Here is a 23,524-nt window from a genome sequence, read left to right as displayed (position 1 = left end):
ACCCAACATGTACGGAAGGCCCCAGATGAATGCTGAAAAGTCCCTGAAACTTGCCCGCCGCTTCATCGAATTGCCGCTGGAAAAGCGCCGGCTGTTCCTTGAAGGCCTGCGCGCGGAAAAGATCGACTTTTCGCTGTTCCCGATTCCGGCCGGGGTGCTGGTCGAGGACCGTCAGGCCCTTTCCTATGCCCAGCAGCGCATGTGGTTCCTGTGGCAGCTGGACCCGCAGAGCGGTGCCTATAACCTGCCGGGGGCCGTGCGCCTGACTGGGCCCTTGCATGAGCTGGCGCTGGAGCAGGCATTCGCCAGCCTGGTGGCGCGTCATGAGACCTTGCGCACGGTGTTCCGACCAATGGCCGACCAGCGCCTGGAGCAGGTGCCCCTGCAACAGCCGCTGCGGGTCGAACACCTGGACCTGACCGAGCTGTCGGTGGATCAGCGCGAGGCCCGGGTGCGCCAGGAGGCTGAGCGGCAGTCTCTGGAACCCTTCGATCTGGAGCAGGGGCCGCTGCTGCGAGTGCGCCTGCTCAAGCTCGATCACGCCGAACATGTGCTGCTGCTGACCTTGCATCACATTGTTTCCGACGGTTGGTCGATGAACCTGCTGATCGACGAGTTCAGCCGTTTCTACAGCGCCCATGTCACCGGCGCCGAGGCGCTGCTGGCGCCGCTGCCGATCCAGTACAGCGACTACGGCCTGTGGCAGCGACGCTGGCTCGAAGCCGGCGAGCAGGAGCGCCAGCTCGATTACTGGCGCGAGCAACTGGGTGACGAACACCCGGTGCTGGAACTGCCCACGGACCGCCCGCGCCCGGCGCTGCCGAGCCATCGCGGGACCCGTCATGAATTCGCCATGGACGATGGCCTGGCGCAGCAATTGCGCAACCTGGCACGGCAGCAGAACGTCACCCTGTTCATGCTGCTGCTGGGGGCTTTCACTCTTCTTTTGCAGCGCTACAGCGGGCAGACCGATATCCGCGTCGGGGTGCCGATCGCTAACCGTAACCGCAGCGAACTGGAAGGCTTGATCGGTTTCTTCGTCAACACCCAGGTGCTGCGCACCCGGATCGACCCACAGGCCACGGTGGCTGAGCTGTTGCTGGCGATCAGGGACACTGCCCTGGGAGCCCAGGCCCATCAGGACCTGCCATTCGAGCAGTTGGTGGAGGCCTTGCGCCTTGAGCGCAGCATGAGCCATACGCCGCTGTTCCAGGTGATGTACAACCACCAGCCTCAGGTCGCCGACGTCACCACTTTGCAGCTGGAGTCCGGCCTGGAGCTGGGGTTGATCGACTGGCAGAGCCGCACCACCCAGTTTGACCTGACCCTGGATACCTACGAAAAAAACGGCAAGCTGCATGCCGCCCTGACCTACGCCACCGACCTGTTCGACCCGGCCACCGCCGAGCGCATGGCGCAGCATTGGCAAAACCTGCTGCACGCGATGGTGGCCGATGCCAACCAGCGCATTGGCGACCTGGCGTTGCTGGATACTGCCGAGCACCAGGCGAGCATCGAGGCCTGGAACCCGGCCCGGATTGAATTCCCGGCCACCCAGGGCATTCATCAGCTGATCGAACAGCAGGTCGAGCGCACGCCCGAGGCCGTGGCGGTGGTATTCGAGCAGCAGTCCCTGAGCTATCGCCAGCTCAATCAGCGGGCCAACCGGTTGGCCCATCAACTGATTGAAAACGGCGTCGGCCCTGATGTGCTGGTCGGCCTGGCGGTGGAGCGCAGCCTGGAGATGGTGGTCGGGCTGTTGGCGATCCTCAAGGCCGGCGGTGCCTATGTGCCTCTGGACCCGGCTTATCCACAGGAGCGGCTGGCCTACATGATCGAGGACAGCGGCATTCGTCTGCTGCTGACCCAGCCGTCTTTGCTTAAAACGCTGCCGATCCCGGACGGGGTGCGCACGCTGCTACTCGACACCTCCGAATTGGCTGGCTACAGCCTGGACAACCCACAGGTGGCGATCGACCCGGCCAACCTGGCCTATGTGATTTACACCTCCGGTTCCACTGGCAAACCCAAGGGCACCTTGCTCCCGCACCACAATGTGCTGCGCCTGTTCCAGGCCACCGACCGCTGGTTCAACTTTGGCCCGCAGGATGTCTGGAGCCTGTTCCATTCCTACGCCTTCGACTTCTCGGTGTGGGAGATCTTTGGCGCACTGCTGTACGGCGGCAAGCTGGTGGTGGTGCCCCATGACGTCAGCCGCTCGCCAGAAGACTTCTTCAAGCTGTTGTGCGACGAGGGTGTCACGGTGCTGAACCAGACCCCGTCGGCCTTCAAGCAGTTGATGCCAGTGGCCTGCGCCAATGAATCCGGCAACGCTCTGCGCTATGTGGTATTTGGCGGCGAGGCCCTGGAAGTGAAAGCCCTGCAGCCCTGGTTCCAGCGTTTTGGCGACCAGCAGCCGCAACTGATCAATATGTACGGCATCACCGAAACCACGGTGCACGTGACGTACCGTCCGATCACCCAGGCCGATCTGCAGGCAGACGCCAGCAGCCCGATTGGTGAGGTGATCCCGGATCTCTCCTGGTACTTGCTCGACAGCAGCCTCAACCCAGTGGCCAAGGGCTGCATTGGTGAGCTGTATGTTGGCCAGGCCGGTTTGGCCCGTGGTTACCTCAATCGCGGCGACCTGACGGCCACGCGTTTTATTGCTGACCCGTTTTCCAATCATGGCGAGCGGCTGTATCGCACCGGTGACCTGGCGCGTTACCGCGCCGATGGGGTCATCGAGTACATCGGGCGTATCGATCATCAGGTGAAGATCCGCGGTTTCCGCATCGAACTGGGGGAGATCGAAGCGCGTTTGCTGCAACTGCCGGCCGTGCGCGAAGCCGTGGTCCTGGCCATGGACGGTGTCAACGGCCAACAACTGGTGGGCTACATCGTGGCCCAACCGGGGCAGGCGGCTGACGCCGAGCTGCGGGAGACAATCAAGGCTCAACTGCGCACGGAGCTGCCGGACTATATGGTCCCGGCGCACCTGCTGTTCCTCGACACCCTGCCATTGACCGGCAACGGCAAGCTGGACCGCAAGGCCTTGCCCCAGCCCGACGCCAGCCTGTTGCAACAGGCCTATGTGGCGCCGCAAAGCGAGTTGGAACAGCAGATCGCGGCGATCTGGCAGGACGTGCTGAAACTGGAACAGGTCGGCCTCACTGACGATTTCTTCGAACTCGGCGGGCATTCCCTGCTGGCGACCCAGGTGGTGTCGCGGGTGCGCCAGAGCCTGGGCCTGGAAGTGGCGCTGCGGACCTTGTTCGAGCACAGCCGGTTGGCGGAGTTTGCCGCGTCCCTGGGGCCGGTGACCCAGGGCCAGGAGCCGCCATTTGTGCGGGTTGATCGCGAGCAGCCCCTGGCCCTGTCCTATGCCCAGGAGCGGCAGTGGTTTCTCTGGCAACTGGACCCCGAGAGTGCCGCCTATCACCTGCCAACTGCCTTGCGCTTGCATGGGGACCTGGATGTCCAGACCTTGCAGCGCAGCCTCGACACCCTGATCGAGCGCCATGAGTCTTTGCGCACCACCTTTGTCGAGACGAGCGAGCGCACCCTGCAACGAATTGCCGGGCAGATGGCGCTGCCAATCGACCTTGAAGTCTTGCCGCCGGTCGAGGACCGCGCGGCGCAAATCAAGGCCAGGGTCGAGGTGGAAACCGCGCGCCTGTTCGACTTGCAGCAAGGACCGTTGCTGCGGGTCAAGCTGCTGCGCCTGGCGCCGGATGACCATGTGCTGATCCTGACTCAGCACCATATCGTGTCCGATGGCTGGTCGATGCAGGTCATGGTCGATGAACTGGTGGCGCTGTATGCCGGCCACAGCCAGGGCCTGAAGGTCGAGCTGCCCGAGTTGCCGATTCAGTACGCCGACTATGGCGTCTGGCAGCGGCAATGGATGGATGCTGGCGAGCGCGAGCGGCAGTTGGCGTACTGGGTCGGGCAACTGGGTGGTGAGCAGACGGTGCTGGAGCTGCCGGCCGATCATGGGCGCCCGGCGGAACAGAGTTTTCGTGGCGCGAAAGTCGACCTGGCCCTTGGCGCCGAACTGAGCAAGGCGCTGCGCCACTTGGCCCAGCAGCAAGGCGTCACCCCGTTCATGCTGCTCCTGGCCTCGTTCCAGGCCTTGCTGCATCGCTACAGCGGGCAGACGGATATCCGCGTGGGCGTGCCGATAGCCAACCGTAATCGGGTCGAGACCGAGCGCCTGATAGGCTTCTTCGTCAACACCCTGGTGCTCAAGGCCGAACTGGATGGCCAGGTGCCCTTTAGCGAACTGTTGCAGCACGTGCGGCAGACCGCCCTGGATGCCCAGAGCCATCAGGACCTGCCCTTCGAACAGTTGGTGGAGGCCTTGCAGCCCGAACGCAGCCTGAGCCAGAGCCCGCTGTTCCAGGTGATGTACAACCATCAAGGGGAAGGCCAGCAGGCCCAGACTGCGCGGCAATTGCCGCACCTGCGCTTGGAGGCCCTGGAGTGGGACAACCCCACCTCGCAATTCGACCTGTCCCTGGACACCCAGGAACACGGCGAGGAATTTTCCGCGATCCTGACCTACGCCACCGACCTGTTCGAGGCGTCGACCATCGAGCGTCTGGCCCGGCACTGGCAGAACCTGCTGCAGGCGATTGTTGCCGACCCAGAGCAGCGCATCGGCGATCTGCCGTTGCTGGATGCTGCCGAGCAGCAGCGCATGATCAGTGACTGGGGCCGGGCGACCCTGGACTACCCGAGCCAGGCGCGGGTGCACCAGTTGTTCGAAGCGCGGGTCGAGGCCCAGCCCGAGGCGGTGGCGCTGATTTTCGAGGATGCACAACTGAGCTACCGCCAGCTCAACAGCCGGGCCAACCGCCTGGCTCGCCACCTGCAAGCGCGCGGGGTGGGGCCGGATGTGCTGGTGGGCATCGCGGTGGAGCGGGGTCTGGACATGATCATTGGCCTGCTGGCGGTGCTCAAGGCCGGCGGCGCCTACGTGCCACTGGACCCGGAGTACCCCCAGGATCGCCTGCTGTGCATGATCGAAGACAGCGGCACCCGCTTGCTGCTGACCCAGAGCCACTTGCAGTCTCGCCTGAGCATTCCGGTCGGGGTCGCCAGCCTGTGCCTGGATCAGGACGCCGATTGGGCCGGCCTGGATGACGGAAACCTGGTCAACCGCGCCCTGGTGGATAACCTGGCCTACGTGATGTTCACCTCCGGTTCCACCGGACGGCCCAAAGGCGTTGGGATCAGCCAGTCGGCCCTGACCCGGCACGCCTATGTGTCCCTTGGCTTCTTCAATCTCAATGGCAGCGACCGGATTCTGCAGTTCTCCACTTTCAACTTCGACGGCTTTGTCGAGCAGCTGTACCCGGCGCTGATCTGTGGTGCGTCGGTGGTGTTGCGCGGTACCGAGATCTGGGACAGCGAGCGCTTCTACCGTGAGCTGATCAGCAAGCGCATCAGCGTGCTCGACCTGACCACCGCTTACTGGAACTTGCTGGCCAAGGATTTCGCGGCCATCGGCCCACGGGATTACGGGGTGCTCAAACAGGTGCATGCCGGTGGCGAAGCCATGCCGCCGGAAGGTCTGGCGGCCTGGAAGCAGGCGGGCCTGGAACAGGTGGTGCTGCTCAACACTTACGGTCCCACCGAAGCCACGGTTACGGTGACTGCCCTGGATTGCACCGACTACGTCAGTGGTGCGCGACCGACACCGCTGACCATGCCCATCGGCAATGTCCTGCCGGGGCGCAGCATCTATGTCCTCGACGACACCGGCAGCCCGGCGCCCATTGGCGTGGTGGGTGAGCTGGTGATTGGCGGCGAGTTGTTGGCCCGTGGTTATTTCAATCGTCCGGACCTCAGCGCCGAACGCTTTATGCCGGACCCGTTTGCCGAGCAACCCGGTGGTCGCCTGTACCGCACCGGTGACCTCGCGCGTTTCAATGCCGACGGCATCATCGAGTACGTCGGGCGTATCGACCATCAGGTGAAGATCCGCGGTTTCCGCATCGAGCTGGGTGAAATCGAAGCACGCCTGCTGGAGCAAGAGGGGATCCGCGAAGCCATCGTCCTGGCCCAGGCCAGTGCCAACGGTTTGCAGCTGGTGGGCTACGTGGTGCCCGAGGATGTGCGCCAGGTCGGCACCGAGCCGGAAGTCCAGGCCAGCCTGCGCGAGGCGATCAAGGGTCGATTGCGCGAGCACCTGCCGGACTACATGGTCCCGGCGTACCTGCTGTTGCTCGAAAAACTGCCCCTGAGCCCCAACGGCAAGCTTGACCGCAAGGCGCTGCCGAAGGCCGACGCGAGCCAGATGCAGCAGTTGTACGTGGCGCCACGCAGCGAGCTGGAGCAGCAGGTGGCGGCGATCTGGCAGGAGGTGCTGAAGCTGGAACAGGTGGGTTTGACTGACAGCTTCTTTGAACTGGGTGGGCACTCGCTGCTGGCGACCCAGGTGGTGTCCCGAGTACGGCACGCCTTGAATCGGGAGGTGCCGCTGCGCAGTCTGTTCGAGCACAGCAGCCTGCAGGATTTTGTCGCCTCCCTCGGGGATCGGCCGGCCCGTCACGAACCGCCGTTTGTGCGAGTTGAACGTGACCGACCGCTGGCCTTGTCCTACGCCCAGGAGCGGCAGTGGTTCCTCTGGAAGCTGGAGCCCGAAAGCGCCGCCTACCATATCCCTGCTGCGTTGCGCCTGCACGGCCCGCTGGATGTGCCAGCCCTGGAGCGCAGCTTCAATACCCTGGTCGCTCGTCACGAGTCACTGCGTACCCGTTTTGTCGACGACGGCGAGCGCACCTTGCAGGTCATCGACCACGGGGCGCCGTTGAATCTGCAATGGGATGTATTGCCGGCCGGCGGCGATCAGGCCGGCCAGGTCCGCGCCTATGTCGAGGCTGAAACCAGCCGCCTGTTCGACCTGCGCGAAGGCGCGCTGTTGCGGGTCAAGCTCTTGCGCCTGGCGCCGGATGACCATGTGCTGGTGATGACCCAGCACCACATTGTCTCCGATGGCTGGTCGATGGACCTGATGGTCGATGAGCTGGTGGCGTTGTATGCCGCCTACAGCCAGGGCCTGACGGTCGAGCTGCCCGAGCTGCCGATTCAATACGCCGACTATGGCATCTGGCAGCGGCAGTGGATGGACGCGGGCGAGCGTGAGCGGCAGCTGGGTTATTGGGTCGGGCAACTGGGAGGTGAGCAACCGGTGCTTGAACTGCCCACCGATTGCCCGCGCCCGGCTGAACAGAGCTATCGCGGTGCCCATCTGGATGTGCCGTTGCCGCCGCAGCTCAGTGGCGCCTTGCGAAGCCTGGCCCAGCGTGAAGGGGTGACGCCGTTCATGCTGCTCCTGGCCTCGTTCCAGATTTTGCTGCATCGCTACAGCGGTCAGGCGGATATCCGCGTCGGGGTGCCGATTGCCAACCGCAACCGGGTTGAAACGGAAGGCTTGATCGGCTTCTTCGTCAACACCCAGGTACTGAAAGCCGAACTGGATGCCCAGCAGCCGTTCCGGGCGGTGCTGCAACAGGTCCGGCAGGCGGCGCTTGGCGCCCAGGCGCATCAGGATCTGCCGTTTGAACAGCTGGTGGAGGAGCTGCATCCGGAGCGCAGCCTGAGCCACAACCCCTTGTTCCAGGTGATGTTCAACCACCAGGCCCAGGCCCAGCAGGCCCAGACTGCGCGGCAATTGCCGCACCTGCGCCTGGAAGCCCTGGAGTGGGACAACCCCACCTCGCAGTTCGACCTGTCCCTGGACACCCAGGAACACGGCGAAGAATTTTCCGCGATCCTGACCTACGCCACCGACCTGTTCGAGGCTTCGACCATCGAGCGTCTGGCCCGGCACTGGCAGAACCTGCTGCAGGCGATTGTTGCCGACCCAGAGCAGCGCATCGGCGATCTGCCGTTGCTGGATGCTGCCGAGCAGCAGCGCATGATCAGTGACTGGGGCCGGGCGACCCTGGACTACCCGAGCCAGGCGCGGGTGCACCAGTTGTTCGAAGCGCGGGTCGAGGCCCAGCCCGAGGCGGTGGCGCTGATTTTCGAGGATGCACAACTGAGCTACCGCCAGCTCAACAGCCGGGCCAACCGCCTGGCTCGCCACCTGCAAGAACGCGGTGTCGGCCCGGATGTGCTGGTGGGCATCGCGGTGGAGCGCGGCCTGGACATGATCATTGGCCTGCTGGCGGTGCTCAAGGCTGGCGGCGCCTACGTGCCACTGGACCCGGAATACCCCCAGGATCGCCTGCTGTGCATGATCGAAGACAGCGGCACCCGCTTGCTGCTGACCCAGAGCCACTTGCAGTCGCGCCTGAGCATTCCCGTCGGGGTCGCCAGCCTGTGCCTGGATCAGGACGCCGATTGGGCTGGCCTGGATGACGGCAACCTGGTCAACCGCGCCCTGGCGGATAACCTGGCCTACGTGATGTTCACCTCCGGTTCCACCGGACGGCCGAAGGGGGTTGGCATCAGTCAGTCGGCCCTGACCCGGCACGCCTATGTGTCTCTTGGATTCTTCAATCTCAATGGCAGCGACCGGATTCTGCAGTTCTCCACCTTCAACTTCGACGGCTTTGTCGAGCAGCTGTACCCGGCGCTGATTTGCGGTGCGTCGGTGGTATTGCGCGGTACCGAGATCTGGGACAGCGAGCGCTTCTACTGTGAGCTGATCAGCAAGCGCATCAGCGTGCTCGACCTGACCACCGCTTACTGGAACTTGCTGGCCAAGGATTTCGCGGCCATCGGCCCACGGGATTACGGGGTGCTCAAACAGGTGCATGCCGGTGGCGAAGCCATGCCGCCGGAAGGTCTGGCGGCCTGGAAGCAGGCGGGCCTGGAACAGGTGGTGCTGCTCAACACTTACGGTCCCACCGAAGCCACGGTCACGGTGACTGCCCTGGATTGCACCGACTACGTCAGTGGTGCGCGGCCAACACCGCTGACCATGCCCATCGGCAATGTCCTGCCGGGGCGCAGCATCTATGTCCTCGACGACACCGGCAGCCCGGCGCCCATTGGCGTGGTGGGTGAGCTGGTGATTGGCGGCGAGTTGTTGGCCCGTGGTTATTTCAATCGTCCGGACCTCAGCGCCGAACGTTTTATGCCGGACCCGTTTGCCGAACAACTCGGCGGTCGCCTGTACCGCACCGGTGACCTCGCGCGCTTTAATGCCGACGGCATCATCGAGTACGTGGGGCGTATCGACCATCAGGTGAAGATCCGCGGTTTCCGTATCGAGCTGGGTGAAATCGAAGCGCGGCTGCTGGAGCAAGAGGGAATCCGCGAAGCCATCGTCCTGGCCCAGGCCAGTGCCAATGGTTTGCAACTGGTGGGCTACGTGGTGCCCGAGGATGTGCGTCAGGTCGGTACCGAGCCGGAAGTCCAGGCCAGCCTGCGCGAGGCGATCAAGGGTCGATTGCGCGAGCACCTGCCGGACTACATGGTCCCGGCGTACCTGCTGTTCCTCGAAAAACTGCCCCTGAGCCCCAACGGCAAGCTTGACCGCAAGGCGCTGCCGAAGGCCGACGCGAGCCAGATGCAGCAGTTGTACGTGGCGCCACGCAGCGAGCTGGAGCAGCAGGTGGCGGCAATCTGGCAGGAGGTGCTGAAGCTGGAACAGGTGGGTTTGACTGACAGCTTCTTTGAGTTGGGTGGGCACTCGCTGCTGGCGACCCAGGTGATTGTCCGGGTGCGTGAGCAGCTTGGCGTCGAAGTGCCGCTCAAGGATTTGTTCATTGCCAGCAACCTGCAAGCGTTCGCCGAGGGTATCGCCGCCCTGAAATCCGATAGTCAGCCACTTCAAGACGAATTAGCTAAATCTTTGGCTGCCCTCAAACGTTTATCAGGAGAAGAGCTTGAGAAGCTAATTTCATAGCGAGGAGTGGTGGCGTGCAAGAACTGATCGGGGCGGTGGGCGAGCTTTCACCGAAAGAGCGGAAAGCCTTGGCAATCCTGCTTAAACAGAAAGGGATCAACCTTTTCGGCATTGCTCCGGTGTTCAGAAGGAAGCCTGAAGAAGCGCTACTCCTGTCCTACGCCCAGGAGCGCCAGTGGTTCCTCTGGCAGCTCGATCCGGCCAGTGCCGCCTACCACCTGTCCAGCGCCCTGCAACTGCGGGGGGAGCTGGACATCGCCGCGCTGGAGCGCAGCTTCAATGCCCTGATGGCTCGCCACGAGGCGCTGCGCACCACCTTTGTCCAGGACGCGGAACAGACCCTGCAAGTCATTGCCGCCGAACAGCCTCTGGTCATGGGTCGGGCGCAGTTGGCCGAAGGCCTGGACGAGGCGCAGCGCAGTGCTGCGATCAAGGCCTTTGTCGAGGATGAAACCCGGCAGTTGTTCGACTTGCAGCAGGGCCCGCTGCTGCGGGTCAAGTTGCTGTGGGTGGCCGACGAGCATCACGTGTTGACCATTACCCAGCATCACATCATCTCCGATGGCTGGTCGATGCAACTGATGGTCGATGAGCTGATGCAGTTGTATGCCGCCGACAGCGAAGGGCGCAGCGCAAGCTTGCCGCCACTGCCGGTGCAATACCCGGACTACGCCTTGTGGCAGCGGCAGTGGATGGACGCTGGCGAGCGTGAGCGGCAGTTGGCGTACTGGGTCGAACAACTGGCGGGCGAGCAGCCGCTGCTGGAACTGCCGCTGGATCGTCCGCGTCCGGCCGAGCAGAGTTTTCGCGGGGCGCAGTTGCCCATCGAGTTGCCGCCAGCACTTGGCGCGGGGCTCAAGCGCCTGGCCCAGCAACAGAACGTCACCCTGTTCATGCTGTTGCTGGCCTCATTCCAGACCTTGCTCCACCGCTACAGCGGCCAGGCGGATATCCGCGTGGGCGTGCCGATTGCCAACCGCAACCGGGTTGAAACCGAAGGTCTGATCGGCTTCTTCGTCAACACCCAGATCCTCAAGGCCCGGTTCGATGATCAGGTGCGCTTCAACACGCTGTTGCAGCAGGTCAAGCAGACGGTGTTGGCGGCCCAGGGCCATCAGGATTTGCCCTTCGAGCAATTGGTCGACGCGCTGCAACCCGAACGCAGCCTGAGCCATAACGCGCTGTTCCAGGTGATGTACAACCACCAGAGCGAGGATCGACGAGGAGCCGTGGGCATCCAGTTGCCCACGCTGCGTCTGGAAGGATTGCACTGGGACAACCCCACCGCGCAGTTCGACCTGACCCTCGACACCTTCGATACCGAGCAGGGCGTGTCGGCCGCCCTGACCTACGCCACCGACCTGTTCGACCCGGCCACCGCCGAGCGCATGGCGCAGCACTGGCAAAACCTGCTGCACGCGATGGTGGCCGATGCCAACCAGCGCATTGGCGACCTGGCGTTGCTGGACACCCGCGAGCACCAGGCGAGCATCGCGGCCTGGAACCCGGCCCGGGTTGAATTCCCGGCGACCCAGGGCATTCATCAGCTGATCGAACAGCAGGTCGAGCGCACGCCCGAGGCCGTGGCGGTGGTCTTCGAGCAGCAGTCCCTGAGCTATCGCCAGCTCAATCAGCGGGCCAACCGGTTGGCCCATCAACTGATTGAAAACGGCGTCGGTCCTGATGTGCTGGTCGGCCTGGCGGTGGAGCGCAGCCTGGAGATGGTGGTCGGGCTGCTGGCGATCCTCAAGGCCGGCGGTGCCTATGTGCCTCTGGACCCGGCTTATCCACAGGAGCGGCTGGCCTACATGATTGAGGACAGCGGCATTCGCCTGCTGCTGACCCAGCCGTCTTTGCTTAAAACGCTGCCGATCCCGGACGGGGTGCGCACGCTGCTACTCGACACCCCCGAATTGGCTGGCTACAGCCTGGACAACCCACAGGTGGCGATCGACCCGGCCAACCTGGCCTATGTGATTTACACCTCCGGTTCCACCGGCAAACCCAAGGGCACCTTGCTCCCGCACCACAATGTGCTGCGCCTGTTCCAGGCCACCGACCGCTGGTTCAGCTTTGGCCCGCAGGATGTCTGGAGCCTGTTCCACTCCTACGCCTTCGACTTCTCGGTGTGGGAGATCTTTGGCGCACTGCTGTACGGCGGCAAGCTGGTGGTGGTGCCCCATGACGTCAGCCGCTCACCGGAAGAGTTTTATGCCTTGCTCTGTCGCGAAGGGGTCACGGTGCTGAACCAGACCCCGTCGGCCTTCAAGCAATTGATGCCGGTAGCCTGCTCCAGCTCCGAGATTCATGCCCTGCGTTATGTGGTATTTGGCGGCGAGGCCCTGGAAGTGAAGGCCCTGCAGCCCTGGTTCCAGCGTTTTGGCGACCAGCAGCCGCAACTGATCAATATGTACGGCATCACTGAAACCACGGTGCACGTCACCTACCGCCCGATCACCCAGGCCGATCTGCAGGCAGACGCCAGCAGCCCGATTGGTGAGGTGATCCCGGATCTCTCTTGGTACTTGCTCGACAGCAGCCTCAACCCGGTGGCCAAGGGCTGCATTGGTGAGCTGTATGTTGGCCAGGCCGGTTTGGCCCGTGGCTACCTCAATCGCGGCGACCTGACGGCCACGCGTTTTATTGCCGACCCATTCTCGACGTCGGGCGAGCGCCTGTACCGCACCGGGGACCTGGCGCGTTACCGCGCCGATGGGGTCATCGAGTACATCGGGCGTATCGACCATCAGGTGAAGATCCGCGGTTTCCGCATAGAACTGGGTGAGATCGAAGCGCGCTTGCTGCAACTGCCGGCGGTGCGCGAAGCCGTGGTCCTGGCCATGGACGGTGCCAGCGGCCAACAGCTGGTGGGCTATATCGTGGCCCAACCGGGGCAGGCGGCTGACGCCGAGCTGCGGGAAGCAATCAAGGCTCAACTGCGCACGGAACTGCCGGACTATATGGTCCCGGCGCACCTGTTGTTCCTCGACACCCTGCCATTGACCGGCAACGGCAAGCTGGACCGCAAGGCTCTGCCCCAGCCGGATGCCAGCCTGTTGCAACAGGCCTATGTGGCGCCGCAAAGCGAGTTGGAACAGCAGATCGCGGTGATCTGGCAGGACGTGCTGAAGCTGGAGCAGGTCGGCCTCACCGACAACTTCTTCGAGCTGGGCGGCGACTCGATCATCTCGATCCAGGTGGTCAGCCGCGCTCGTCAGGCGGGTATTCGCTTTACCCCCAAAGAGCTGTTCCAGCACCAGACGGTGCAGGGGCTGGCGAGTGTGGCGCAGACCGGGGACACCGATGAGGTGATCGACCAGGCGCCGGTCACCGGCAGCATGGCCTTGTTGCCGATCCATCAGGTGTTTTTCGAAGAGTCGATTCCCGAGCGCCATCACTGGAACCAGTCGGTGCTGCTCAAGCCGGCCATGGCGCTGGATGCCCCGTTGCTGGATGCCGCGCTGCAGGCCTTGATCGCTCACCACGATGCCTTGCGCCTGACCTTCACCGAGCAAGACCAAGCCTGGGTCGCCCGCTTTGCGCCGCCGTCCTCGCAGTCGGTGTTGTGGTGCAGCGAACTGGCGGATATCGCCGAGCTGGCGCAACTGGGCGAAGAAGCCCAGCGCAGCCTCGACTTGCAACAGGGCCCGCTGCTGCGGGCGGTGCTGGTCAAGCTGCCGGACGACGGGCAGCGCTTGCTGCTGGCCATCCATCACCTGGCGGTGGATGGGGTGTCCTGGCGCATTCTGTTCGAGGACCTGCAACTGGCCTACAACCAGCTGGCGGCCGGCCAGGCGGTGCGCCTGCCGCTCAAGAGCAGCTCGGTCAAGGCCTGGGCCGAACAGTTGCAAGCCTATGCCCGCAGCCCGGCGTTGCAGGACGAACTGCCGTACTGGCAAGCGCAATTGAAGGGCGTTGCCGCGGATCTGCCGTGCGCCAACCCGGCGGGCGGCCTGCACAGCCACCTGGGGGTGAGTGTGCGTACGCGGCTGGACCAGGAGCACACCCGCCAACTGCTGCAAGAGGCCCCGGCGGCCTACCGCACCCAGGTCAACGATCTGCTGCTGACCGCCCTGGCGCGGGTGATCGCCCGCTGGACCGAGTCCCCTTCGGTGCTGTTGCAGATGGAAGGCCACGGCCGCGAGGAGCTGTTCGACGGTATCGACCTGACCCGGACCGTTGGCTGGTTCACCAGCCTATACCCGGTCAAGTTGACGCCGGCACTCAGCCTTGGCGATTCGATCAAGGGCATCAAGGAGCAATTGCGCGCCATTCCACACAAGGGCATCGGCTTCGGCGCCTTGCGCTACCTGGGTGATCCCCAGGCGCAGCAGCGGTTGGCCGACCTGCCGGTGCCGCGTATTACCTTCAACTACCTCGGCCAGTTCGACGCCAGCTTCGACGATGACGACGCGCTGTTTGTGCCCAGTGCTGAGAACGCCGGCAGCGAGCAGAGCGCAGAGGCGCCCCTGGGCAATTGGCTGAGTATCAATGGCCAGGTCTACAACGGTGAGCTGGACCTGAGCTGGACCTTCAGCCACGAGATGTTCAGCCAGGCCCAGGTCCAGGAGCTGGCCGACGCCTATGCCCTGGAGCTGGAACAACTGATCGCCCATTGCACCCGCTACGGCAGCGGCGGGGTGACCCCGTCCGACTTCCCCCTGGCGCGGCTCGACCAGGCGCAACTGGATCGCCTGCCGCTCACGCCGGCGGCGATCAAGGACATCTACCCCTTGGCGCCGATGCAGCAGGGCATGCTGTTCCATACCCTGTACGAGCAGGGTTCCGGGGACTACATCATCCAGATGAGCCTCGAGGTCAGCGGCCTCGACCCCGAGCGCTTCCGCCAGGCCTGGCAAGGGGCGGTGGATGCCCACGACATCCTGCGCACAGGCTTTGTCTACCAGGGCGAGTTCGCCCAGCCGATGCAGGTGGTGCTCAAGCAGGTCGAGGTGCCGTTCAGCCAGCAGGACTGGCGCGGCCGTGCCGACCTGGCAGCGGCGCTCGACGCTCTGGCCGAGGCCGAACGGCGCCAGGGCTTCGAGTTGAGCCAGGCACCTTTGCTGCGCCTGCACCTGGTGCGCATCGGCGATGAGCGCCATCAATTGATCTACACCAGCCACCACATTCTGATGGATGGCTGGAGCAACTCGCAGCTGCTGGGCGAGGTGCTGCAGCGTTACAGCGGCCAGGCTGTTGCTGCCCAGGGCAGCCGCTATCACGACTACATCGCCTGGCTGCAAAGGCAGGACCAGGCCCTCAGCGAAGGGTTCTGGAAGGAGCAACTGCGGGACCTGGAAGAGCCGACGCGCCTGGCCCTGGCGATGGCGCCCCTGAGCCGGGAGACCGGCTATGGCGATTGCCATGTCCAGCTCGACGCGGCCCGGACCCTGCGCCTCAACGACTTTGCCAGGGCGCAGAAAGTCACCGCCAATACCCTGCTGCAAGCGGCCTGGCTGCTGTTGCTGCAACGCTATACCGGGCAGGCCACCGTGGCATTCGGCGCGACCGTGGCCGGGCGTCCGGCGGAACTCAAGGGCGTCGAGCAGCAGATCGGGCTGTTTATCAACACCCTGCCGGTGGTCGCCACGCCGCAACCGGAACAGACCCTCGCCAGCTGGCTGCAGAAGGTCCAGGCGCAGAACCTGGGGCTGCGCGAGCACGAACACACACCCTTGTTCGAGATCCAGCGTTGGGCGGCCCGCAGCGGCGAGGCCCTGTTCGACAATATCCTGGTGTTCGAAAACTACCCGGTGTCCGAGGCCCTGGAGCAGGGTGCCCCCGAAGGCTTGCGCTTCGGCGCAATCGACAGTCACGAGCAGACCAACTACCCCTTGACCCTGGCTGTGGGCCTGGGCGAGGAGCTGGGGCTGCACTTTAGTTTCGACCGCGGGCATTTCTCGTCGGCGATGATCGAGCAGCTTGCGGCGCATCTGATGCACCTGTTGCAGCAAATGCCCGAGTTGGCCGAACGTCCGCTCAGCGAGTGGCGCCTGCTGAATCAGCGCGAGCGCAGCCAAACCCTCGCCGAGTGGAATCCGCGTCCGGCCCGTCTGGTGAGCGAGCAGCCCCTGCATGCCTTGATCGAGGCCCAGGTCGAGCGCGCACCGGAGGCGATCGCGCTGACCCTGGGCGCACAGCAAATGACCTATCGTCAGCTCAACAGCCGGGCTAACCAACTGGCGCACCGGCTGATCGAGCAGGGTGTCGGTCCCGATGTGCTGGTGGGGCTGGCGGTCGAGCGCAGCTTGGACATGCTGGTGGGCCTGCTGGCGATCCTCAAGGCCGGTGGCGCCTATGTGCCCCTGGACCCGGCGTACCCCGAGGATCGCCTGGCCTACATGATCGAAGACAGCGGCTTGCAGTTGCTGCTGACTCAAGCGCACCTGCTGTCGCGCTTGCCGCTGGCGGCGCAATTGCCCACCTTGCTGCTCGATGAGCAGGGCCTGGCCGGCTACCGCGAGAGCAACCCCGGGCTCACGGTGGACCCGGCTAACCTGGCGTATGTCATTTACACCTCCGGTTCCACCGGCAAGCCCAAGGGCGCGCTGCTGAGTCACCACAACGTGCTGCGCCTGTTCCAGGCCACCGATGGCTGGTTCGGGTTCGGTCCGCAGGATGTCTGGAGCCTGTTCCATTCCTATGCCTTCGACTTCTCGGTCTGGGAGATCTTTGGCGCGCTGTTGTATGGCGGCCGCCTGGTGCTGGTGCCTCAGGACGTCAGTCGTTCCCCGGAGGAGTTTTTCAGCCTGCTGAGGGAGCAGGGCGTCACCGTGCTCAACCAGACGCCGTCAGCCTTCAAGCAGTTGCTGCAGGTGGCCTGCTCCCCCGAGCAGGCCCAGGCCCGCCTGGCCCTGCGCTACGTGGTCTTTGGCGGCGAAGCCCTGGACGTGCAGAGCCTGCGCCCCTGGTTCGAGCGGTTCGGCGATCAGGCCGCGCAATTGATCAATATGTACGGCATCACCGAAACCACGGTCCACGTCACCTACCGGCCGATCAGCCTGGCCGACCTGCAACAGGACGCCGCGAGCCCGATTGGCGAGCCGATTGTCGACCTGTCCTGGTACCTGCTCGATGCCGACCTCAACCCGGTGCCCAAAGGCTGCGTCGGTGAGCTGTATGTCGGCCAGGCCGGCCTGGCTCGGGGTTACCTGAAACGGCCGGACCTGAGCGCGACACGGTTTATCCCCGACCCGTTCTCGGCGTCGGGTGAGCGCCTGTATCGCACCGGCGACCTGGCGCGCTATCGCACCGACGGGGTGGTCGAGTATGTCGGGCGCATCGACCATCAGGTGAAGATCCGGGGTTTCCGCATCGAGTTGGGGGAGATCGAAGCCCACTTGCAGCAACAGGACGAAGTGCGTGAAGCGCTGGTTCTGGCGGTGGATGGCCCCAGTGGCCAGCAGTTGGTGGGGTACCTGATCGCCCGCCGCGACGTGACCGAGGTCGACGCCGCCGCAGCCCTGCGCGACGTCATCAAGGGCCGGCTCAAGAACGTGCTGCCGGACTATATGGTCCCGGCTCACCTGCTGTTCCTCGAACGCTGGCCCTTGACGGCCAACGGCAAGCTCGACCGCCGGGCCCTGCCGGCCCCCGATGCGAGCCTGTTGCAGCAACAGTACCTGGCGCCGCAGAGCGAGCTGGAGCAGCAGGTGGCAGCGGTCTGGCAAGAGGTGTTGGAGCTCGAGCGCATCGGGCTCAACGACAACTTCTTCGAACTGGGCGGGCATTCCCTGCTGGCGACCCAGGTCGTGGCGCGGCTGAAGCAGGTGCTGGTGTGCGAGATAGGGTTGCGCGACCTGTTCGGCACCCCGACCCTGGGCGCCTTCTCCGCGGCCCTGGCACCGCGGGTCGGTATCGCCCGTGCGCGCTTGCCCGAGCTGGTGGCGACGGCGGGCAAGGCGCAGGCGTGCCTGTCCCTGGCGCAGCGCCGGTTGTGGGTCGTGGAGCAGTTTGCCTCGGCCAGCGGCGCCTATGGCATGCCGTTGGCGCTGCGTCTTGAAGGTGAATTATCGGTGCCGCTGCTGGTGGCCAGCCTGCGGCAACTGGTGCAGCGCCATGAGGTGCTCCGTACTGCTTATGTGGCGGACGAGGAGGGCGATCCGCTGGCGCTGATCAGTGCCGAGGTTGCAGTGGACCTGCCGTTGCTCGACCTCGCGGCCCTGGACCCGGTCGAGCGCGAAGCCCGGGTGGCCGAGGCGGTGGAACAGAACGCCCGGACTCCCATCAGCCTGCTCAAGGCCCCACTGTTGCGCGGCCAGGTCCTGCGCCTGGGGCCGACCGAGCACGTGGTGCTGTTTGCCATGCACCACATCATTTCTGATGGTTGGTCGATGTCGATCCTGAGCAACGAAATGGTCGAGGTCTATGCCAGGCTCAAGGCGGGTATCGAGCAGCCGTTGCCGGCGCTGGCGCTGCAGTACTCCGACTATGCGCAGTGGCAGCAGCAACTGGAACAGGCCGGCGTTTTCCGCGACCAGGCGGCGTACTGGAAAGACGCCCTGGCCGGGCATGGCGGCCTGCTGCAATTGCCCACCGATCATCCACGCCCGGAAGTGGCGTCGTTTGAGGGGCGCGATTGCAGCTTCTCGATGGCTCCCGAGTTGCACCAGGCCCTCAGTGCCCTGGCGCGCGAGGCCGGGGTCACGCTCTACAGCACCCTGCTTGCGAGCTTCCAGGTGTTGTTGCACCGCCTCAGTGGCAGCGACGACGTGCTGGTGGGGGCGGATGTCGCCGGGCGGCCGCAAGCCGAGCTGGAAAGCCTGATCGGCTTTTTCGTCAATATCCTGCCCCTGCGCTCGCGCTTCGATGCCGACCAGTCATTCGCCGCTTTCCTGGCCCAGGCCCAGGAAACCAGCCTGAGTGCCTTCGAACATCAGGACCTGCCATTCGACATGCTGGTCGAGGCCGCTGCAGTCAACCGCCGCAAGGGTGTCAACCCGCTGGTGCAGGTGCTGTTCGTGATGAACAACCTGCCGATTCGCAGCGCCGGCATTGAAGACATTCGCGTCCAGGCCCTGCCGTCGGCCGGAGCCTACTCGAAGTTCGACATGGCGTTGTTTATCGACGATGAGGCCGGGCAGCTGCATGGGACCTGGCAATTCGCCTGCGACTTATTCAAACAAGAACGTATAGAGCTCTGCGTGAACAGCTGGATGACCATTCTCGAACAGATTGTGCGTGATCCGGATATACGACTAGGGGATATCAACATGCCTACCAACAACGTGGCGCTTGCCGCCACGACCACTGCACCCGCAGCTTCGAGCAAGGCCGACAAGCTGGGCAAGTTCCTGAAAAAGGCCCAGAGCCCGGCAACCCGGCCCACTGCGCCGGCATTTCGGGAAACCCTGATGGTCCCGGGGCAGGTATTCCCCTTGTTGTGGGAGCCGACGGACCCGGGTCTGGACCTGGTGCAGTGGATCCGCAACAACCGAGCCCTGGTGGAAGAGAAACTCGCGCGGCATGCCGGGATCCTGTTCCGTGGCTTCGCCATGAGCGACATCCATGCCTTCGAGGCGTTCGCCGAAGCGGTGCAGCCGGGCCTCTACGGACAGTACGGCGACCTGCCGAAGAAAGAGGGCGGCAAGAACACCTACCGCTCCACGCCGTACCCGGAAAAGAAAATGATCCTGTTCCACAACGAGAGCTCCCACCAGGATCGCTGGCCGCGCAAGCAGCTGTTCTTCTGTGAACAGCCGTCACCCGTCGGCGGTGCAACCCCGGTGGTGGACTGCCGCTTGATGTACCAGAAACTGCCGCTGACCCTGCGCGAAAAATTCGAGAGCAAGGGCCTGTTGTACGTGCGCACCTTCGCCGACAAGCTCGATGTGTCCTGGCAGCACTTCTTCAAGACCGAGGTGCGCGACGAAGTCGAGGCCCGCTGCCGCGCCGCGGGGATCCAGTGGACTTGGCTGGACAACGATGAATTGCAGATCCGCACCCCGTGCCCGGCCATCATCAGCCACCCGGTGACCGGTGAGAAAAGCTTCTTCAATCAGGTCCAGTTGCACCACATTTATTGCCTGGATCCGGATGTGCGCGAGGACCTGCTCGGGCTCTTCGGTGAGCAGCGCATGCCGCGCCATGTGTATTACGGCGATGGCTCGCCGATCGAAGACGAGGTCATGCAATTGGTTGGCGACCTCTACGAGGAGTGCGCGGTGCGTTTCGACTGGCGCAAGGGCGATGTGATTCTGCTGGACAACATGTTGGCCGCGCATGCCCGGGACCCGTTCGAGGGCCCGCGCAAAATTGTCGTGGCCATGGGTGAAATGATCGAACGCAGTGCCCTGGAGGCACTGTCGGAACAGGCGCCAGTCGCCGATCGGCAAACGCAAGAGGCGCAAGCATGAGTACGGCAGACCTGGAAACACTGGACGCGGGCTTGGCCCTGCTCCCCGAGCAACAGCAGCATCTGGCGGCCCTGGAAGCCGGTGCACGCCATGGGGCGACGGCGCACTTGCTGGCGGTGGAGATTCATGGCGAGTTGGATCCGGCGCGATTGCAGCGGGTACTGGATGGTCTGTTGCAGCGTCACGACGTACTGACCACACGCCTGGAATCGGTGCCTGGCTACCATGGCCTGCGGCAGTTCCTGGCCGCTGCCGGGGGGCCGTCATTTGCTCTTCAAGTACAGGCCGACGTGGTTTCCGCCAGCCAGGCGGCGTCGCGGCGGGAGGCTTGGCAGGAACAATCGACCCCGCATGGCGGACCCTTTGCCCAGGCGCTGTTGCTGCGCACCGCCGACCGCCAATGGCAGCTGCTGCTGAGTGTGGCGCGCCTGGTGGCGGACGCCGGCAGCCTTGCGGTGCTGCTGCGGGCGCTGATCAGTGGCTATGAGCAGGGCGGTCTGGAGGTCGACGAAGAGCTGGGGCAGTTTTCCCAGTACCTGGAATGGCGCAGTGAAGTGCTGTTCGACGAGGATGCCGATACCGCCAAGGCTTACTGGCAGGCCCTGGCGCCTGCCGAAGAGGGCTTGAGCGCGCCGTACCTGCCTTATCGTCGCGCCGATGCCCTGGCGCACGACGGCGCTGCGGTGCTGCAACTGACACAAGCGCTGGACGCCGGACTGGCCAGCGCCCTGCAAGAGGTGGCCACTGCCTGCGCCAAGCCGGTCGAGGTGCTGTTGCAGGCGGCCTGGTGGGTCCTGCTCGGGCGCATCAGCGGCCGTGAGCGTTTCCTCGCCGGCTGGCGGCATGACGGGCGCCAGGACTACGAGTTCTTCGCCGAGACCCTCGGGCTGTTCGAGAAAACCCTGCCCTTGCACCTGGATTTGCCCCAGACACTGGGCTTCTCCACGGTGCTTGACGCCCTGGCGCAGCAGCTTGAACACCATGGCACCTGGCAGGAGTACTGGGCGGCCGACCTGGCGCCGGTGTTGGCCAACCCGCTTTACGGGTTCGCCACTCGCCAGGCCTTCGGTCCGCAGGCGGTGGCCGGGGGCCAATGGTCCGCGTCGCACCTCGCCGCGTCGGCGCCGCTGTTCGAACTGTCCCTGCAACTGGGGTTGAGTGCCCAGGGGGTTCCCGTGGCACTGAGCATCGAGGCACTGCAGGCACGCTATTCGCTGGCGGCCCTGCAAGGCCTGCAGGCGCAATACCTGACCTTGCTGCAGAGCATTGTCGAGGACGTGCACCAGCCTCTGTCCCGGCTCAATCTGCTGGGAGAGGCCGAGACCGCCGCGCTGCTGGGCCTGAACCCGGCGCCAGAAGCGCTGGATGAGCGCGTGCTGTTGCCCGAGCGCATTGCCGAGTGGGCGCAGATCACCCCGGATGCCGTGGCCCTGGTCAGCGCCGGGCAGACCCTGACCTATGCCCAGCTCGACAGCCGTGCCCATGACCTGGCGTTGCGGCTCGCGGCGCAAGGGGTCGCGGCCGGCGCCCTGGTGGCGCTGGCGCTGCCCCGATCCGCCGAGCTGATTGTGGCGATTCTGGCCAGTTGGCGCGTCGGTGCCGGCTACTTGCCGCTGGATCCGCAATGGCCCCTGGCCCGTCAGGCGCACATCGTCGAGCAGGCGCAGACCCCCTGGGTGGTAGCGGCTGCGGAACAGTTGCCGGCCTGGCAGGCGCGCGGCGTCGAGGCCCTGGATATCGCCGGGGAATCGACGGCGGGCCAGGACGGATCGCTGCTCGCCCGGCATGCTCCGCAGGCCACTGATGTCGCCTATGTGCTCTTCACCTCGGGCACCACCGGTACACCGAAGGGCGTGGTGATCGAACATCGGCAACTGCTCAACTACACCGCCGGGGTCAGTGATGCCCTGGAGCTGGCAGCCTGCCGGCACTTTGCCCTGGGCTCGACGGTGGCCGCCGACCTCGGCAACACCGCCTTGTTCGGCGCGCTCTACAACGGCGCGGCCCTGCACATTGCCGACGACCCGGTGATGCAGGATCCCCATGCCTTTGCCGGTTTTATCCGGGAGCAGGGCATCGACTGCCTGAAAATCGTGCCCTCCCATTTGGCGGCCTTGCTCGAGGCCGAACCGCCGGCCCTGCCTGCCACGCTGATCCTGGGCGGTGAAGCGATCCCAGGACGCCTGGTGCAGCGGATCTATCAGATCAAGGCGGACTGCCGGGTGTTCAACCACTACGGCCCGACCGAGACCACGGTCGGGGTGCTGGTCCATCCGCTATCACCTGCGGATGCGCAGCAGGTGAGCATGCCCCTGACCCGGGTGCTGGCCAACAACCAGGTGCTGGTGCTCGGCGAGCGTCTGCAACTGATGGCCACCGGTGAACTGGGTGAGCTGTATATCGGTGGGCAGCAACTGGCCCGGGGTTACCTCCACGCTCCCGAGCAGGAAGCCCAGGCGTTTATCAGCAGCCCCCTGGACGGCCAGCGCCTGTACCGCAGCGGCGACCTGGCCCGCTACCGCCCGGAAGGCGGGGTGCAGCTGTTCGGGCGCGGCGACCAGCAGGTCAAGGTGCGCGGGTTCCGCATCGAACTGGCCGAGATCGAGGCCCAGTTGCTGCGCCTGCCGGGGGTCAATGAAGCGGTGGTGGTGCTGGGCAAGAGCGAGGAGGGGCCAGGCGAGCCGATCGCCTTTGTGGTGGCCGCGCACACCGGAGCAGGGGATTTGCCAGCGGCCCTGGCCGCACAACTGGCCGAGCAGTTGCCGGCGGCCATGGTGCCGCGGCATATCCAGCTCGTGGAATCCATGCCGCGCCTGGGCAACGGCAAGGTCGATCGCCAGGCCTTGCAGCAGCGGGACCTGAGCTTGGTGCAAGCCGAGTATGTGGCGCCACGGGATGCCCTGGAACAGTTGCTCGCGGCGCGCATGGCGCAGCTGTTGGGGCTGGAGCGCCTGAGCATCGAGCAGGACTTCTTTGCCGCCGGTGGGCACTCGCTGCTGGTGATCAAGCTGGTGGCCGGGATACGCAAGCTGCTGCAATGCGAAACCCATCCCGGGGTGGTCTTCGACAACCCGACAGTGGCGGCACTGGCCCAGGCTTTGCGCTTGCAGGAAGCAGCCCCGGGGCAGTTGGAGAAACAGGCCCAGGCGCGCCTGCGCCTGGACGCCATGAGCCCCGAAGAAAAAGCCCTGTTGCTGGAAAAGGCGCGTCAGTTGCAACAGGCCAAAGAGCAACTCGAAGGCTGATTCCCCCCAGCCTTGCTGCCCCTGTCCGAGCCGGCCAACGGTTCTGGCAGGGGCTT

The 23,524-nt window shown here is 64.7% G+C and carries 3 protein-coding genes; all 3 read left to right on the top strand.

What is annotated here, in order from left to right; all coding sequences use genetic code 11:
- The first annotated feature begins 25 nt into the window (after positions 1-25).
- The 3 genes from AC19YX_RS28495 to AC19YX_RS28485 are packed head-to-tail and all read left to right on the top strand — an operon-like array spanning position 26 to position 23,468.
- Entirely contained in the window at positions 26-9,868 is a 9,843-nt protein-coding gene (locus AC19YX_RS28495) for an amino acid adenylation domain-containing protein (protein WP_500607595.1), read from the top strand.
- Positions 9,869-9,882: 14 nt separating this feature from the next.
- Positions 9,883-20,223 (top strand): amino acid adenylation domain-containing protein, encoded by a 10,341-nt coding sequence (locus AC19YX_RS28490; protein ID WP_500607594.1) that lies wholly within the window; start codon positions 9,883-9,885, stop codon positions 20,221-20,223.
- Complete coding sequence (locus AC19YX_RS28485; RefSeq protein ID WP_500607593.1) at positions 20,220-23,468, top strand: non-ribosomal peptide synthetase; 3,249 nt, start codon at positions 20,220-20,222, stop codon at positions 23,466-23,468. The genes AC19YX_RS28490 and AC19YX_RS28485 overlap by 4 nt, the downstream gene beginning before the upstream one ends.
- Positions 23,469-23,524: the final 56 nt, after the last annotated feature.

This window comes from Pseudomonas sp. MF09150 (assembly GCF_059862355.1).
Note: the sequence above shows the minus strand (reverse complement) of the source record. Positions and strands in the feature narration are given on the sequence as shown.

Excerpts from the sequence above, each read along its gene's own strand:
- AC19YX_RS28485 (WP_500607593.1), top strand. The coding sequence starts at position 20,220 with ATGAGTACGGCAGACCTGGAAACACTGGACGCGGGCTTGGCCCTGCTC.
- AC19YX_RS28495 (WP_500607595.1), top strand. The coding sequence starts at position 26 with ATGAATGCTGAAAAGTCCCTGAAACTTGCCCGCCGCTTCATCGAATTG.